Below are 16,346 nucleotides of genomic sequence, written 5' to 3'. Positions count from 1 at the left end.
AGAAAGATGGAACTGGTTATTGAAAAGATCAAAGTTGAGGAAGATCATAACATCATACTCGGACAGTCCCACTTTATCAAGACAGTAGAAGACCTCTACGAAGCAATGACGAATTCGGTGCCGGGTATCAAATTCGGGCTTGCTTTCAGTGAAGCATCCGGTCCCTGTTTGATACGTAAAGATGGTACCGATAGTGAATTGATAGAATTAGCGGTTGAAAATCTTCTCCGTTTGAAAGCCGGACATACTTTTTTGATCATCATCAAGAACGCCTTCCCCATCAATGTTATCCCTGCCATCAAAGATTGCCGGGAAGTGGTCAATATCTTCTGTGCAACGGCTAATCCGGTAGAAGTGATCTTGGCGGAGACCGAACAAGGACGTGGTGTTTTAGGGGTAATAGATGGTTATTCACCCCAAGGTGTAGAGTTAGATTCCGATATCTCAACGCGAAAGAGATTCCTGCTCGATATCGGCTATAAGAGATAATGCGGACTTTTCTGGCTCTGGAACTGCCTGAAGAGTTCAAAAAAGAAATAGCAGAAGTAATACAAAAGCTTCAGGATATCTGCCCACACGGCATTAAGTGGGTCGAAAAGAATAAGTTACATATAACCCTGCAATTTATCGGAGATACAGAACCACGAGCCATCAAAGAACTGTCTGACAGCTTTGCAACTATTCTGGCTGAGCTCAAACCATTTCCTATTTTCAAGCCGCTGATTGAGATAATACCCCCCAAAAATACCCGCTTGGTTTGGATAAAATGTGATTTTAGCAGTTCTCAAATAAATGATGTGGTCGGAAAAATCCGTTTTTATCTAAAAAAGAGAGGGTTTGAGATTGACAAAAAACCGTTCAGATTGCATATTACTCTCGGTAGAGTGAAGAGATTCATTCCTTTGACTATTACTGAAAGTTTGACAAATATAGCAATAAATAACAAGCAATGGACAGTTAGTGAGGCAACTTTTTATGAGAGTCGTTTACATTCTACGGGTCCCGAGTATAAAAAAATAGCAACATATAATCTTATGGAGGAATAATGAGTGATAAACAAAAAGATGCAGCCCTAAAAACTGCTTTAGGACAATTAGAAAAGAAATATGGAGCAGGCACGATCATGCGACTCGGTGATAAGCCGAAACAAAAAGCAGATGTAATACCAACCGGAGCAATAAACTTAGATGCTGCTCTTGGCATAGGGGGCATACCAAAGGGGAGAATTACCGAAATATACGGAGCAGAAGCTTCTGGGAAAACAACTCTAGCCCTCCATATAGCAGCTCAAACTCAGAAACAGAATGGGATCATTGCTTTTATCGATGCCGAGCATGCTCTCGACCCTGTGTATGCAAAAAAGATCGGAGTTAATACCGATGAAATGCTAATCTCTCAACCTGATGGTGGAGAACAGTCATTGGAGATAGTAGAAACTCTGGTTCGCAGCAATGCGGTTGACCTGATCATTCTTGACTCGGTAGCAGCTCTGGTAACTCGTCAGGAGATAGAGGGTGAGATGGGTGACAGTCATGTCGGTTTACAGGCAAGATTGATGTCACAGGCACTGAGAAAACTGACAGCTATTGTCAGTAAGTCCAATACTGCCGTAATCTTCATTAATCAAACAAGAATGAAGATTGGAGTTCCGGCCTATATGAATCCGGAGACTACAACCGGTGGTGTGGCGCTGAAATTCTACTCTTCTGTCCGTCTCGAGGTGAGAAACGCCGGAGCTATCAAAGATGCCTCGGGTGGTACGGTTGATATTATAGGTAACATCATCCGGGTAAAGGTTGTGAAGAACAAATTTGCCCCCCCCTTTAAGACCGTAGAATTCCCCCTTATTTACGGAAAAGGGATTTCTCATGAAGATATTCTGATCAATCTGGCTGTGGATAAGGATATTATTAAAAAGAGCGGCTCTTGGTTCTCTTATGGAGATCAAAAGATCGGTCAGGGAACGGATAGGGTCAAGGCGTTTCTAGCTGAAAATCCCGAAATTCGTGATGCGATCGAAGCAGAGGTCAAGAGTATCTATTTCCCGTCAGAGGTAGAGGAAAAGCCGAAGGAAGAATAGTAAGTCCATTGGAAGCAAAGCAAGGGTAGATTATAAACCACTGAGACACTGAGAACACAGAGGATTAAGAGAAAAATATTGAGACGTCCCAACGGAAGGATAACAAGAAGGAAATAGAACGCGGATTTGATAGAAAAATAAGATTAAACGGATGAAAAAAATATGTAGGGGCGACCACCGGTCGCCCTTTTGTAGCAAAAACTTGAGGTTATAAAGCAATCATGCCAAGATTTAAACAGGTTAACAAACGACAGCAGAAATACCTCAAGATCATCTATCTGTTAACTGAGAATGGAGAAGAGAATAGGAAAGAGAAAGGTAGCTTTGAATCACTCTCCGATAAATATCAGATAGAGACTTTAGATAATCCTTATCATATCCCTGAAAATGCTCAACTCTGGGGCGTTCTCCCCTCTAAGGTTATAACTAATTACAGTTTGGCAAACGAGTTTATCCTCGATAAAGATAGAGCTGCTGAATTAAAAAATGAGATCTCAAATTATGCTTGGGAAAGACTTCTTAAATATCTCAGCTTTAGGGAGAGATCAATTGATGAATGCCGCAACTATCTGAAAAACCTACCAGTTAGCAATGATTTGATAAAATCATTAATTCAGAGAGCTCTTGAAAAGAAATTTTTGAATGAAGAACGATTTGCCGAACTGCTGACTCAATCTTACATCAGCAGACGAAAAAGCAAAACCGAACTAAAGACCTCTCTGATAAGCAAAAGGATTCCTCCGGAAATGATTGAAAAAGTGCTACAAGAAAACTACAATGAGGAAGATAAAAAAGAGATCCTGCAATATCATATCGAGAAAGGGATCAGAAAATATCCTGATAAAAATTCTGCCAAAGATTATCAAAAATGTATTGCTTATTTGATGAGAAAAGGATTTCATTATGGAGATTTTCGGGACGATCTATTGAAATACTACCACAACATAGAAGATGACTAAATAGATAAAAAGGATGGATTATGAAAGTGAAGAAGAGAGTTGCTGATGTTATTGAAGTGCTGGAGGATTTTGCCCCACCAAAATTAGCATATAGCTGGGATAATGTAGGGTTATTGATTGGTGAAAGAGATTCAGAGATATCCAAGGTTCTAGTCTGCCTTGATGTTACACCATCAGTTGTTGAGCATGCTATAAAAAACAATTTCTCTCTCATCATAGCTCATCATCCACTTATTTTTAATCCCCTGAAAAATGTAACTGATCCTTTGATCTTGAAACTGATAAGAAACAATGTTTCTGTTTATGTGATGCATACTAATCTTGATCTGGTTAAAAATGGTGTGAGTAAAGCTCTGGCAGATCGGCTGGGACTCCAAAACCTAAAATTCATCGAACAGGATACAGAAACATATCATATTGCACTCTACGTCCCACCTGAAGATGTTTCTATAGTAGCCGATGCTGTACATCGGGCAGGAGCAGGCATCATTGGAAATTATAGTCATTGTCTGAACAGCTATCAGGTCAAAGGGCAATTCAAGCCGCTGGAGGGTAGTGATCCGGCATTGGGTACTTATAATAAACTGGAGAAACTGGAAGAAACGAAACTGGAATTCTTTGTTGCTAAGCCTTTACTCGACAGAGTATTAAATGCGATTCATACGGCTCATCCCTATGAAACTCCTGCCTATGCTATTTATCCCCAGCAACAGAGCAGTCTCAATTATGGACTTGGTATTATTGGGGAATTAGCAAATCCTCTCTCCCTGAAAGAGTTAGTTATACTGGTAAAAGAGAAATTAGTAGCACCCTTCGTCAAACTCTGGTTAGCTAATGAATCACCAGATAAAGAAGTTAGTAAAATAGCCGTTTGCGGCGGTAGTGGCAGTAGTTTAATTGAAAAAGCAGCAAATATAGCAGATGTCTATATTTCGGCTGATTTTACCTATCATAAGATATTAGAGAGCAAGATCCCTCTCATTGATGCAGGTCATTTTTATACTGAATATCCGATATTGAATGTTCTGAAAGAACTGCTCCAACCGCTCAATCTGGATATCGAAGTATTAGATATCACAAAAGCTGATATAGGAAAGCTTGTCTGTATCTAAAAAAATTGAAATAGCAAGTCCATTGGAAGCGAAGCATGGATTTAACCACGGAACCGAGGAAATTGCTTCTTCGTGGCTGCTTCCAAGCTCAGTGAAGCCATCCACAGAGGACACGAAGAAAAGATTGAGATGCCCCAGCGCAAAAGGGAAGCAAGTCCGCCGGAAGCAAAGCAAGCATCAGCCATTAATACACACTAATGCTACCACTGATGAACACAGATGAAAATGTTTCCTTGATTTAACTAACTTTTAATCCTCATTCACGTTAAGCGAATCAGTGCTTTTTATAAGAAATTGAAAATTTCCGTCTCTGAAATCGACTTCTACATCCGAATTTTCAGCAATTCTATTCTCTAATATCTCCAAAGCAAATTTGTTCTCTAACTCTCTTTGGATCACTCGTTTTAATGGTCTAGCACCAAACTGCGGATCGTAGCCATCTTCAGCTAATTTATCTAATGCTCTATCAGTAAGAGTAAAGCTGATTTTTTTATCCAGTAACCTGCTTTGCAGATAAGATATCTGGATCTTAACAATATCCCGGATCTGTTCTTTGCTGAGTCGATGAAAAACAATAATGTCATCCAATCTGTTTAGAAATTCCGGTTTGAAGTATTGCTGAAGAACTTCCATCAATTTATTGTGCAAACTCTCTTCATCCTCGTCACTCTGTTCGTAGATCATCTGAGAACCGATATTGGAAGTAAGTATGATCACTGTATTCTTGAAATCAACAGTCCTTCCTTTACCGTCGGTTAATCTTCCATCATCAAGGATCTGTAAGAGTACACTAAAGACATCACTGTGTGCCTTCTCTATCTCATCAAAGAGAATGACACTGTAAGGTCTGCGGCGAACAGCTTCTGTGAGATAACCACCCTCTTCATATCCAACATAACCTGGAGGTGCTCCTATCAATCTAGCTACCGAATGTCTCTCCATAAACTCTGACATGTCGATGCGGATCAGTGCCTTTTCCGTGTCGAAGAGAAAGGCAGCTAACGATTTAGCCAGCTCTGTCTTCCCCACACCAGTTGGTCCGAGAAAAAGAAATGATCCGATCGGCTTTTCACTGTCAGCCAATCCACTACGAGATCTACGAATAGCATTGGCTACCGCTTCAAGAGCTTCTCGTTGTCCAACAACTCTTTTAGCAATGACTTCTTCCATAGTGATAAGTTTCTGCATTTCACTTTGCAGGAGCTTAGAGACTGGAATATGCGTCCATTTAGCAACTACCTCTGCAATCATCTCTTCGTCTACTTGCTCCTTTAGTAGCTGCTGTTCAGGCGGTATCTCTTTCATCTTGGCTTTCCAAGAATCCAGATCTTTTTGCTTTTGAGTTAATGTACCATACTTTAACTCGGCTACCTTGCCAAGATTACCCTCTCGTTCTGCTTGTTCTGCCTCTGCTTTTAATCTGTCTATCGCTTCTGAAATTGAGCTGATTTGTTTTAATATTTCCTTTTCTCTTTCCCAAAGTAATGTCAAACGCTTCTCTTCTTCACGAAGTTCTGACATCTCTCGTTTTAGACGTTCTAATCGCTCTTTTGACAAGGAATCTTTTTCTTTTTGTACTGATAATTTCTCTATCTCCAATTGGCGTATCTTGCGTTTGATCTCATCAATCTCAACAGGCATGGAATCAATCTCCATTTTAAGATTAGCACAAGATTCGTCGATCAGATCTATTGCCTTGTCGGGAAGAAATCTGTCAGAGATATAACGATTAGAAAGCACAGCAGCAGCTACTAAAGCTCCGTCTGTTATCTGTACTCCGTGATGAACTTCATATTTCTCTTTTATACCTCTTAAGATGGATATCGTATCTTCTACTGAGGGTTCGGAGATCAATATCGGTTGAAATCTTCGCTCTAAGGCAGCATCTTTCTCGATATATTTACGATACTCATTCATTGTTGTTGCTCCAATACAATGAAGAGTACCACGTGCTAATGCCGGCTTGAGCATATTTGAGGCATCTACTGCACCTTCAGCTGCTCCAGCACCGACAACTGTGTGAATCTCATCGATAAAGAGTATTATCTTGCCACCAGCTGCTTCAACCTCTTTCAATACTGCCTTTAATCGCTCTTCAAATTCACCCCTAAACTTAGCACCGGCTACTAAAGCAGCCATATCGAGCTCTATCAGTTCTTTGCCTTTGAGATTTTCCGGAACATCCTGATCTATGATACGTCTAGCCAGCCCTTCGGCTATGGCTGTTTTACCAACACCAGGATCTCCTATCAAGAGAGGGTTATTTTTCCTGCGTCTGGATAATATCTGAATAGTTCGCCTGATCTCTTCATCTCTACCTATAACCGGGTCCAATTTACCCTGAACTGCCAAACTGGTAAGATTACGGGCATATTTCTGTAATGCCTGATACTTACCTTCAGGATTTTGATCTGTTACCCTTTGAGTACCTCGTATCTCCTTTAAAGACAATAAGATCTTGTCTTTTGTTATGCGATGCTGATTAAGGACCTTATTGCAACTCTTCCCCTTATCTATTATGCCCAATAAGAGATGCTCTAAACTGATATAGTCGTCCTGAAAACCCTTCTGCTCTATCTCTGCTTGCTTTAATACAGAGTTCAATTCGTTGGAAAGATATACCTGACCTACTCCACTAATCGTGGGCAATATACTTAATTCTTCTGATACATCTACCTTCATCTGTTCAACATTGACATCTATCTTCTTGAGTATGGGAACAATAAAACTATCTTCCTGGACCAGTAATGCTGATAACAAATGCAAAGACAACAATTCCTGTTGTTCATGCTCTTCTGCAATAGTACGTGCTACTTCCAGAGCTTCTTGTGATTTTATCGTTAACTTATTGAAGTTCATTTTTACTGCCTCCTGAAAACCATCTAATCTAATGACAATTTACATGAGAAAGCCAAAAAGTCAATAAAAAAATAGCAGTCATTAAAACTGACTGCTAATATCTTGTATTCCGTTTATGGCAAAAAACGATAACCTTATATTGGACAATTAGTTAGACATATATTTTTTCATCGGTATGTAGATATCGAAAAGGACTCCGCCCTCTTTAAGATTTTGGGCATACATATCTCCGTTATGATCTTTTATTACTTTGTGACAGATAGCTAACCCAAGACCAGTGCCAGACTTTTTACCGTAGGTAGCAAAAGGTTCAAATATCTGGTTAAGTACTTGCTGCGGTATTTCCGGTCCATCATTATAAATTGAGATGTGTAGTTGATCTTTAACAATTTCAGCGTTAATATCAATCTTGCCCTTTCTTTCACCGATGGCTTCGATACCGTTTTTGAAGATGTTAAAAATAGTATGATGTATTTTCATTGAATCGAAAAAGACTCTCTGTTTGACATTGTTTACCAAAGTCAGTTTGACTTTGCTGACTTCTGCAAGTGGATTCAACTCATCCAGCATTTCATTAAAAAACTGTTCGAGATCTATTTCTGATATCTTGAGATCTGATTTCTCTCCCCGGGCGAACTCCAGAATCTCTCTCACCATTTCATCTAATATTCTAACTTGTTTGATGATCTTTTTAGTAAAGGGAGCTACTTGTTCAAATAGTTTTTCAATTACTTCAGCAGTTAGTACTATTATAGTAATCGGTGTTTTAATATCGTGGACAATTTTACTGGCTGCAGCACCAATGGCGGCGAGTTTTTTATCCTTTATGACAGTATCCCACATCTTAATGTATCTGTCGTTCGTATCCCTTAATCTTCTGGACATGGTTTTCACTATGCTGAATAGTACTGTTGGATGATCTTTACAAATAGCCAGAAAATCATCTTTATCTATTTTTAGTAACGAGGCATCATCAGTAACGGTAACTGTTCCGGAGCGAGGTTCATCATCAATCAATGCTAATTCACCGAAATATTCATAAGGTTTAAAAAAGATCAATTCTCCTGATGCTTCATCATCGATATTGATTCTTTTTGTTAGGGAGACTCTTCCGGACTTTAGAACGTAGAAACAATCTCCGGGTTCATTCTCTTTGAATATAACAGTCCCTTTAGAAAGATTAATTTCTTTAAATTTATCCGCTATCTCGGAGATAGCTTTTTCATTAAGAGAAGCCAAGAAGTCTATTTGCCTTATTATCTCAAGATTAGTCATATACAATGCTCCTAATGTAATGATTACTTATATAAATTCTATTGAGAAAATGTCAAATAAAACTTGCAGTAATTAGGCAATATCCTTGTCTATGTATAAGGGTAATTGTATGATTAAAAGAGATTTTGAGAATATTGTTGATGAATTTGGTCCTAAGTTGTACGGATATTTAATTCGTTTTCTCAATAATCGGGATGACGCCGAAGATGTCTTACAGAGTGTATTTATTGCTTTTTACAACCATATACACCATATCGATCCACAAAAATACTCTGCATACCTTTTTCGTGCTGCACATAACAGTGCGATCAACTATAAAAGAAAGAGAGATCGTTATATTCGTCTAGATGATACTATCTTAGAAGAACAGGACAGAGAATCTGGACAGAGTTCTACTATCAATGAAGGTAAAAAAAATATACAATCAGCTCTATCAAAACTGAAAGCAAAAGAAATATTAGCAATTGAATTACAGTTCTATCAAGGGAAAGGATATGAAGAGATCGCTAAAATAATGGGGATAACTGTTAAAGCTGTCGATTCTCTTCTTGTAAGAGCAAAAAGAAAATTACGGAAATTTTTGCAGGATTCTCGTTAATTATGTGTCATATTTAGTGAGGTTTATGATGAAAGGTAAAATTAAATGTAAGAAAGTTATTCAAATACTTAATGCTTTCATTGATAATGAGTTATCAAGAGAAGATAAAATGCTGGTGGCGGAACATCTTTTATCTTGTAAGTCGTGTCGGAAAGAATATGATTCATTGAATAGAATTAATGAATTGTTGTTTGATTTTACAACTGAGCCATTACCTTCAACACTGAGACTTAAACTACTTAGTATTCCACAAAAAGAGATTAAAAAAACATTCAGAACCAACTTGCTTCGCAGATATATCTCTATACCGGCAGCTGCTGCAATATTACTAACTCTTGTTTCTGCTATAACTCTCGGTCTGCTTTATCAAAATTCTAACATTGGTACTCAATCACTATATAATGATTATCAGATAGCTCAACAATCTTTTTACACTATATGGGAGGGTATTACTTATGAATAGTAAATGGAAAGATATCATCCTCTTTTGCTCTCTTTTATTTAATGTTATCTTAGCAGGATTTATTCTTTATCATGTTATTGCAAGACCTTTGCCGAGACAGATAACACCAAGAATTCCAATAAATAGAGAACATCTAAGAGAAAAGCATCGAGAAATAAATTTAAGACGCACTGAATTCTTTGAATATAAACAACGCTTTATGGAAGCTTTGGCAGCACCTGATTTTAATGAATCCGAAATGAGTATTTTACTTGATGAATTATTGGAAAAACAGAATGAGATGGAGCATGCCATCTGTACAAATCTGATTGAAATAAGAAAAAATATGAACGCGGAACAAGCAGAGAGATTTTTTAGAGAATTTCCACATCAAAAAATACATAATGAATTTCATAGACCAAAAAGGAGGTAACTAATATGAAAAGAATAGCTGTTATATTCATAATACTTCTTATAGGAGTTTTCTTAATCGCACAGGAAAATCCTACAAGAATGCAGCATATGAGAGAACAAAGAGTAACCGAAGAGCGACAAAAACCCGATGTTGGAAGGATGCAACATGAAATGGGATTAGGTGTATTAAATCGACTTAATTTATCCGAACAACAAAGAGAACAAGTACGGACCTTCCAACATACCCATCAATTAGAAATGATTGATTTACGGGCTGAGATCACAAAACTGCGTTTACAAATTAGACAAGCTATGCAAGATAACGATTTTCGCAATGCTATCAGATTAAATGATCAACTGTATCAAAAAGAGGGTGAAATGGCTCGCAAAGGAATCGAACTACGCGAAAAGATACATCAGGTATTAACCCCTGAGCAAAGAGAACAGATGAAACAAATGCCCCGCACACATGGTGAAGGCGGGAACTGTGAAGACTGTGATTGTCGTGATTAAAGGTTAATTCTCAATAACCATACGAAATATTGTATTAAGAGCCGTATTCATTGGTAAATACGGCTCTGTTTTTTTATCCAAATCCAGCACTACCCATAAGTTAAAAATTTTAAGTAACAAGGAGAAGAAAAAAATATTGACGGTAGAATCTCATTTTTTATCAATATCCTATCAAGAATCTAAAGGACAATTATGAATGGAATAGAAAAAGTTCTATATCTACTAGAAGATACGCTCTTCTCCAGGATTCTCTACTCTGTTATTGTTATACTCATTTTATGGCTATTTAACAGAATAATTGTTAGTATTGTTGATAAGAGAATAACCGATGTTAAAAGCAGATATAGCTGGAAGAAAACTATCTCTTATATCTTTGTTTTTCTTGGTTTTATTCTTGTTGGACGACTTTGGTTTGAAGGGATTCAATCGCTGGCAACATTCTTGGGGTTACTCTCGGCTGGTTTAGCCATTGCCTTGAAAGACTTAGTTGCTAACTTTGCCGGTTGGATCTTTATTGTTTGGAGAAAACCGTTTCAAGTAGGTAATCGAATACAAATAGGTGAAAATGCTGGAGATGTAATTGATCTGCGTCCTTTTCAATTTACTATTTTAGAAATCGGAAACTGGGTGAAGGCTGATCAGAGTACAGGCAGAATGATACACATACCGAATGGTCTTATCTTTGCTCAACCTTTATGTAATTATGATCATGGTTTCAAATATATTTGGCATGAAATCCCGGTGCTGATAACTTTCGAAAGTGCCTGGAAAAAAGCTAAAAATATAATGCAGAAAATTGCTGACGACAATGCCTTACAATTGTCCTCAGAAGCAGAAGAAGAGATAAAGAAGACAGCCCGTAAATTTCTAATCTTTTATAATGTATTAACCCCCAAAGTATATACCTCTGTTGAAGATAGTGGTGTTTTACTCACGATCCGATATCTCACTGAGATAAGAAAAAGAAGAGGAACTTCGGAAGCAATTTGGGAAGACATACTTCAAGAATTCGCTAAACACGATGATATCAATCTTGCTTATCCCACTATAAGAAGGGTTGATAAATAATCCAAAGAATTTAGAAAACAAGAAAGGCTATAATAATAGATTTTAGAGGTATTTATCATGAGAACTATGGTGTTTGTAATACTAATCATTCTTATCCTGTTAATTTTATTCACATTGCTACGGCAAAAAACAATTTCTAATGGAAACGATGAATTAGTCATAGCTACCACTATCTATCCTTATGAAATACTCGTTAGACAGATTGTGGGAGATAAAGCAACTGTTAGTAGCCTAATGCCTCCGGATGCCTCTCCACATGTCTATTCACCTACTCCCAGTGATATGAAGTTTTTGGAAAGAGCAGATTTAGTTGTTTCTAACGGATTAAATTTAGAAGCACATCTCGTTAATTATCTTAAGAGTTTAAGAGAGAGACATATTTCTGTTGACCATTTTTTAACAGATCTTCTCGAAATGAGCCATACAGATCTTTCCGAGGATAATTATTTGCATTCCCATGATCATGAACATCACCATCATAACTACAATCCTCATATCTGGTTAGATCCAATATTTCTGATTAGAATATCAGAAGGTTTAACTGAAATTTTTGCTGAATTAGATCCGGAAAATACAAATTATTACAGAGAGAACTTAAACGAACTTCATATGGAACTCTATCAGTTAGATAACATTATTTCTGAAGATAGTATGAGGTTAGGCAATTTAAACATCATTAATTTTCATGATGCATTTTATTATTTCAATAGGAGATATGGAATAAATACTGTTGGGGTTGTAGTTAGATCTCCCGGACATGAACCAACACCGAGAGAATTGACAACTCTCGGAGAGAAAATTAGAGAACATCAGATAAATTTAATTACATTAGAACCTCAATTAAATCCCAAAGCAGCAGAAATTTTAGCAAAACAGTATGATCTAAAAATTGAAATACTAGACCCCCTCGGTAGCTTTTATGAAGCAAAAAGTATATCAGAATTGCTAATGACAAATTGGAATACTTTGAAACGACATTTTGCCGATTATGATAGAGATTAGAAACCTTAACTATCAAGTCAATAATAAGATCATTCTGAAAGATATCAACCTTTTTCTAAAGAAAGGGGAATTCATAGCAATACTTGGTCCGAACGGAGCCGGGAAATCTACTCTGGTAAAAATCATCATAGCATTAATCAATGATTATCGAGGAACTGTATTAATAGAAGGTTCTCCTAATAGGCAATGGATGAAGAAGAATAGAATAGGGTATTTACCACAGGGAGAAAAACTCGATGCCGACTTCCCAGCTACTGCTTTAGACATTGTCCTTATGGGATATGCAGGGACAAAAGGTCTTTTTCGATCTTTTAGTTCTTCCGACAAGGAGAGAGCTTATCATTATTTAGAGATTGTTGGATTGGTCGGTAAAGAGTTGCAATACATCGGTTCACTATCAGGAGGTGAATTTCAAAGAGTATTACTGGCAAGAGCCCTCATGTCAGAAAGCGAAATCTTCTTTTTAGATGAGCCGGAAGCTAGCTTAGACACTGAATCTGTCAAGGGTTTCTTTCAACTCTTAAATGATATAAATCAACAGGGAAAGACAATCATTGTCGTCTCACATGATTTAAATATCCTGACCCAACATACCAGCTTTCTTATTTGTCTGAATAAAACTCTGCATTTCCATGATAAAACAGAACTTCTTAGTGCAGAAACTATTAAGAAGACTTATGGCGAAGCAGTTAAATTAGTGGATAAAATCTATTAAGTAAAGGAATCGGGTCTGATGGAATTGGCAGATTTTTTTCAGTATCGTTTTCTTTTACATGCTTTGATTGGAGCTATTCTATCTGCAGCAGCTACTTCCCAGTTATCTGTATTCTTAACTCTTAAGAAAGTCTCTTTTTTAGGAGAAGCATTCTCTCACATGGCTTTTGCAGGTATTGCATTAGCTCTGCTTATTGGCACTGATCTAACTATTACTGCTATAGGTTTTGTTATTTTAATAGCTATTCTGATTGGTTTGTTTTCAAAATACTATTACTATCAAGAAACTAACATCATCACGATTTTTCTTTCTGTTTCAATGGCTATTGGCATAATACTCATTAGTTTGAACAAGAACTATACTGTTGATCTAACCAGCTATCTATTTGGAAACATAATACTTATAACAACTAGAGACTTATGTTTTCTTGCTATTCTATTGGGTGTTAATGCCATCTTCATTTATCTCTTCTTCAAAGAACTTTTTTACATGACTTATAATTATTCAGTTGCCCGTATTTATGGCATTTCTGTCGATATTGCCTATTATCTATTTATCATACTATTGGCTGTAAATATTGTGATATCAGTAAAAATCGTCGGTGTAATCTTAATTACAGCTCAACTTATCTTACCGGGAATTACTGCATTAAATTTAGTAAGAAATATGAAATCAGCAATCATTCTCTCTGTTATATTAGCTGAAATAAGTGCTATTGGGGGCATTATCTTATCATATCAACTAAACCTGCCTTCAGGAGCGACAATTGTTATTCTTTCCTTTATTATTTTTATCGGAACATTAATTTATAAAGAGATGGCTTCTAAAACAGCGAACTCATAAAATGATTTGTCGTTAGCTAAAAAACTACTTTAATGTTTGTTCTTGACAAGTAAACACCCCCCTCTTTTTTTGTTCAAATGATATAAGTGATATACTCTAATGAGGAGCAAAAATGAAAAAAGATATACATCCAAAGTATGAAAAGGTAATGGTCACCTGTGCTTGTGGTAATAGTTTTGAGACTAGATCTACTAAGGATAAACTCATAGTAGAGATCTGTTCTGCTTGTCACCCCTTCTACACAGGAAAGCAAAAGATTCTCGATACTGCTGGTAGAGTAGAGAAATTCAACAGACGTTATAAGAAGAAAAAAGAAGATACTGAATAGATCTTTTACTGATATAACTTATAAAAAGCACCACTTATTAATTAGATAAGCTGGTGTTTTTTTATGCAAAAAAAGGATAAAAACTATGAATAATCCCCAAGATTTGTCAATCGGTGGTCAAGCTGTAATAGAAGGGGTTGTAATGCGTGGACCTCAATATTTATCAACAGCAGTTAGACGTAAAGATGCTACAATAGAAGTAAAAAAGGAAGAATTTATCAGCATTACAAAAAAGAGCAAGCTTCTCGGTTTACCTGTTTTACGTGGTTTTGTTTCTCTGATCGAGATACTGATCATCGGATTAAAAACATTGCAATTTTCAGCGGAACGAGCAGAACTTGATGAAAAAGAGGAGAATAAAAAGAACCCGAGTGAAAAGAAGAAGAAGTTTGATATGATCTTGGCATTCCTTTTTGCATTTGCTTTAGCATTTGTAATCTTCACCTATCTTCCATATCAGATTGCTTATCTAATTAATCTTTCCAAAGAGTCGATCTACTTTAATATCTTTACCGGTATCGTAAGAATCATCTTTTTTATTGCTTATGTAAAGCTTATTAGCTTGATGAAAGACATCAAAAGAATCTTTCAATATCATGGTGCAGAACATAAAACTGTCCATGCTTATGAAAATAGAGTACAATTAACTCCTGAAAGTATCGAAAAATATACGACAATTCATCCTCGCTGTGGTACAAGTTACGTATTCTTAGTTCTTTTAGTGTCTATTTTGATCTTCTCAATTCTCGATACCATCTATACTGCTTATTATGGTGTACCGGCACTTTTTGTTAGGATTCTATATCATTTACTCTTCGTCCCGTTAATAGCCGGTCTATCTTACGAAGTACTTAAGTTTTCCGGCAAGAATATCAACAACCCCTTCATGCAGATTTTAACTCTGCCGGGACGACTGTTACAGAAAATAACTACTCAGCCACCCGATCAAGGTCAATTAGAAGTAGCAATTGTAGCTTTAGAGTCTGCATTGGAAATATCAACTCCTCAGAATAGTACAATTTCATACGAAGAAATTTAAGAATGATAATTCCGGAAAAGAAGATTACCGAACTAAGAACAGAGTACGAGTTACTTAAAGAACAGTTGAGTGATCTGTCATTAATAAAAAATCAGAAAAAGTATCGTGAAATCTCGAGACGTTTCAACGATCTAAATGAAATACTTTCTCATTATGATGAAGTAGTGAGATTAAAAAGCAGTATTCAAAAACATCAGAAATTGAGAGAAAAAGAAACAGATCAAGAGTTTGTTGATCTTATAAGAGATGAGATAGAATCAGAGGAAGAGCAGTTAGAGAAAAAAACCGAAGAACTGTTGCAACTTCTGACCCCCAAAGATCCCAATGATACTAAGAACGCTATAGTTGAGATAAGAGCTGGTACAGGTGGTGAAGAAGCTGCTCTCTTCGCAGCAGATCTGTTCAGGATGTACAGCTATTACGCTGAAAAAATGAAATGGAAACTGACTGTTTTAGACGCTAATCTTACAGGTTTGGGAGGATATAAAGAGGTTATCTTTTCTTTGGAAGGGAAAGAAGTTTATGGAAATATCCGCTTTGAGAGTGGAGTACATCGTGTCCAAAGAGTCCCGGATACAGAAGCAAGTGGAAGAATTCATACCTCGGCAATTACTGTTGCTGTTCTACCTGAAGCTGATGAAATCGATCTGGAAATCGAAGAATCAGATCTGAGAATAGATGTTTACCGTGCCTCTGGTCACGGTGGACAGAGTGTTAATACAACAGATTCGGCTGTGAGAATAAGCCATCTTCCTAGTGGTTTGGTGGTAACATGTCAGGATGAGAAATCGCAGTTAAAGAACAAGTTAAAAGCTCTTAAGGTGTTACGGGCTAAGCTGTTAGATTTAGAGATAGCTAAGAAAGAAGCAGAGATTTCTTCTTTCCGCAAGGCACAAGTAGGCACTGGTGATAGAAGCGGTAAGATAAGAACTTATAATTATGCCCAAAACAGAGTTACTGATCATAGAATTAATTTGACATCTTATCGATTGGAAGATATTTTGAAAGGTGAAATAGATGAGTTTGTAGAGGCCTTGAAAATAGCATATAAAAATGAAATGGTTAATAGAAGATAGCTTTATATCTGATATCAGTTTAG

Annotated in this window: 18 protein-coding genes; 16 read left to right on the top strand and 2 right to left on the bottom strand. The window is 36.8% G+C overall.

Annotation, left to right across the window (positions count from 1 at the left end):
- Window positions 1-6: 6 nt before the first annotated feature.
- The 5 genes from K0B81_02890 (at window position 7) to K0B81_02870 (ending at window position 4,151) form a co-directional block, all read left to right on the top strand.
- Window positions 7-489, top strand: a complete 483-nt coding sequence (locus K0B81_02890) for an adenosine-specific kinase (protein MBW6515547.1) — start codon at window positions 7-9, stop codon at window positions 487-489.
- Window positions 489-1,046 (top strand): RNA 2',3'-cyclic phosphodiesterase, encoded by a 558-nt coding sequence (thpR, locus tag K0B81_02885; protein MBW6515546.1) that lies wholly within the window; start codon window positions 489-491, stop codon window positions 1,044-1,046. Before K0B81_02890 ends, thpR begins: the two co-directional genes overlap by 1 nt.
- Window positions 1,046-2,080 (top strand): recombinase RecA, encoded by a 1,035-nt coding sequence (gene recA / locus K0B81_02880; GenBank protein MBW6515545.1) that lies wholly within the window; start codon window positions 1,046-1,048, stop codon window positions 2,078-2,080. The genes thpR and recA overlap by 1 nt, the downstream gene beginning before the upstream one ends.
- 221 nt (window positions 2,081-2,301) lie before the next feature.
- Window positions 2,302-3,039, top strand: coding sequence for a RecX family transcriptional regulator (locus K0B81_02875; GenBank protein ID MBW6515544.1), 738 nt, complete (start codon window positions 2,302-2,304; stop codon window positions 3,037-3,039).
- 20 nt (window positions 3,040-3,059) lie between these two features.
- On the top strand, window positions 3,060-4,151 hold the full coding sequence (locus K0B81_02870) for a Nif3-like dinuclear metal center hexameric protein (protein MBW6515543.1): 1,092 nt from the start codon (window positions 3,060-3,062) through the stop codon (window positions 4,149-4,151).
- Between the two features lie 249 nt (window positions 4,152-4,400).
- On the opposite strand, the gene clpB is transcribed toward K0B81_02870, so the two are convergent.
- Both clpB and K0B81_02860 read right to left on the bottom strand, forming a co-directional pair.
- The gene (gene clpB / locus K0B81_02865) at window positions 4,401-7,010 is read right to left on the bottom strand and encodes an ATP-dependent chaperone ClpB (protein ID MBW6515542.1); all 2,610 of its coding nucleotides are present in this window, start codon (window positions 7,008-7,010) and stop codon (window positions 4,401-4,403) included.
- Between the two features lie 147 nt (window positions 7,011-7,157).
- Window positions 7,158-8,285 (bottom strand): cyclic nucleotide-binding domain-containing protein, encoded by a 1,128-nt coding sequence (locus K0B81_02860; GenBank protein ID MBW6515541.1) that lies wholly within the window; start codon window positions 8,283-8,285, stop codon window positions 7,158-7,160.
- Between the two features lie 109 nt (window positions 8,286-8,394).
- Here K0B81_02860 and K0B81_02855 point away from each other — a divergent pair, with 109 nt between their 5' ends.
- The 11 genes from K0B81_02855 to prfA all read left to right on the top strand — a co-directional run bounded on the left by K0B81_02855 (window position 8,395) and on the right by prfA (window position 16,323).
- On the top strand, window positions 8,395-8,883 hold the full coding sequence (locus tag K0B81_02855) for a sigma-70 family RNA polymerase sigma factor (protein ID MBW6515540.1): 489 nt from the start codon (window positions 8,395-8,397) through the stop codon (window positions 8,881-8,883).
- A gap of 28 nt (window positions 8,884-8,911) precedes the next feature.
- Complete coding sequence (locus K0B81_02850; protein ID MBW6515539.1) at window positions 8,912-9,346, top strand: zf-HC2 domain-containing protein; 435 nt, start codon at window positions 8,912-8,914, stop codon at window positions 9,344-9,346.
- Window positions 9,339-9,758, top strand: a complete 420-nt coding sequence (locus tag K0B81_02845) for a hypothetical protein (GenBank protein ID MBW6515538.1) — start codon at window positions 9,339-9,341, stop codon at window positions 9,756-9,758. Before K0B81_02850 ends, K0B81_02845 begins: the two co-directional genes overlap by 8 nt.
- 5 nt (window positions 9,759-9,763) lie before the next feature.
- A complete protein-coding gene (locus K0B81_02840; protein ID MBW6515537.1) occupies window positions 9,764-10,252 on the top strand; it encodes a Spy/CpxP family protein refolding chaperone in 489 nt (162 codons plus the stop codon).
- 192 nt (window positions 10,253-10,444) lie between these two features.
- Window positions 10,445-11,320, top strand: a complete 876-nt coding sequence (locus tag K0B81_02835; protein ID MBW6515536.1) for a mechanosensitive ion channel family protein — start codon at window positions 10,445-10,447, stop codon at window positions 11,318-11,320.
- A gap of 57 nt (window positions 11,321-11,377) precedes the next feature.
- Window positions 11,378-12,322 (top strand): metal ABC transporter substrate-binding protein, encoded by a 945-nt coding sequence (locus K0B81_02830; GenBank protein ID MBW6515535.1) that lies wholly within the window; start codon window positions 11,378-11,380, stop codon window positions 12,320-12,322.
- Entirely contained in the window at window positions 12,309-13,037 is a 729-nt protein-coding gene (locus K0B81_02825) for a metal ABC transporter ATP-binding protein (GenBank protein ID MBW6515534.1), read from the top strand. Before K0B81_02830 ends, K0B81_02825 begins: the two co-directional genes overlap by 14 nt.
- A gap of 18 nt (window positions 13,038-13,055) precedes the next feature.
- Window positions 13,056-13,880, top strand: coding sequence for a metal ABC transporter permease (locus tag K0B81_02820; protein MBW6515533.1), 825 nt, complete (start codon window positions 13,056-13,058; stop codon window positions 13,878-13,880).
- A 112-nt stretch (window positions 13,881-13,992) separates the two neighbouring features.
- Window positions 13,993-14,208, top strand: a complete 216-nt coding sequence (gene rpmE, locus K0B81_02815) for a 50S ribosomal protein L31 (protein MBW6515532.1) — start codon at window positions 13,993-13,995, stop codon at window positions 14,206-14,208.
- A gap of 85 nt (window positions 14,209-14,293) precedes the next feature.
- Entirely contained in the window at window positions 14,294-15,247 is a 954-nt protein-coding gene (locus K0B81_02810) for a DUF1385 domain-containing protein (GenBank protein MBW6515531.1), read from the top strand.
- Window positions 15,248-15,249: 2 nt separating this feature from the next.
- The gene (gene prfA, locus K0B81_02805) at window positions 15,250-16,323 is read left to right on the top strand and encodes a peptide chain release factor 1 (protein ID MBW6515530.1); all 1,074 of its coding nucleotides are present in this window, start codon (window positions 15,250-15,252) and stop codon (window positions 16,321-16,323) included.
- The last annotated feature ends 23 nt before the right edge of the window (window positions 16,324-16,346 follow it).

This window comes from Candidatus Cloacimonadota bacterium (genome assembly GCA_019429305.1).
GTDB lineage: Bacteria > Cloacimonadota > Cloacimonadia > Cloacimonadales > JAJBBL01 > JAHYIR01.
The sequence above is the reverse complement of the archived record's forward strand: the minus strand, read 5'-3'. Positions and strand labels throughout refer to the sequence as shown.